At 67.1% G+C, this 599-nt stretch carries 1 protein-coding gene; it reads left to right on the top strand.

What is annotated here, in order from left to right; genetic code table 11:
• A partial coding sequence (repC, locus tag HPQ62_RS20940; RefSeq protein WP_244629803.1) for a plasmid replication protein RepC occupies nt 1-561 on the top strand: 561 nt, incomplete at its 5' end.
• Nucleotides 562-599: the final 38 nt, after the last annotated feature.

The raw sequence follows: 599 nt of genomic DNA, 5'->3' as shown, positions 1-599 counted from the left end.
CCAGAATCCCAATTTGAATCTGAATACGGCTTTGGAGAAAAGACAGAAGCGAGCGGCAGCGCCGCGGAAACCGACAACCTCCACACCCTGCCGAAGCGCGAATTGCCGCTGGCACTGGTGCTCGATGCCTGCGAAGGATGGCGGGGCCTGGCAAAGGGCGGGACCATCCGCAACTGGCGGGATTTCCTTGCCGTGGCCGACGTCGCCCGGCCGATGCTGGGCATCAGCCCCAGCGCCTGGCGGGAGGCGGCCGAGGTCATGGGCGACAAACAGGCCGCCATTACGCTCGCCGCCATCTACCAGCGCGGCGAGGACATCCTCAGCCCCGGCGGCTATCTGCGCAATCTGACGGAGCGGGCCCGCGACGGCCAATTCTCCGTCTGGCCGATGGTGATGGCCCTCCTCAGGGCCCGGATCGAGGCCGGAAAGGCGCAAGCGCCCTCCACAGAGCAGCTGCCGCCCGATGACGAGGGAGGGGAGGGCCTCGACCATCACAACCTCGAAGACGCCCTCCCGGTCTCGCCAGCGCTCGCTCGCGCCATGAAGAAACCGAGGGCGTGAGGTGTCGGGCGAGCCTCACACGGCCAGGATGCGCTTGT

Origin of the sequence: Martelella limonii, from assembly GCF_013344475.1 — a bacterium.
Taxonomy (GTDB): Bacteria; Pseudomonadota; Alphaproteobacteria; order Rhizobiales; family Rhizobiaceae; genus Martelella; species Martelella limonii.
This window is presented reverse-complemented; position numbering and strand designations above follow the sequence as displayed.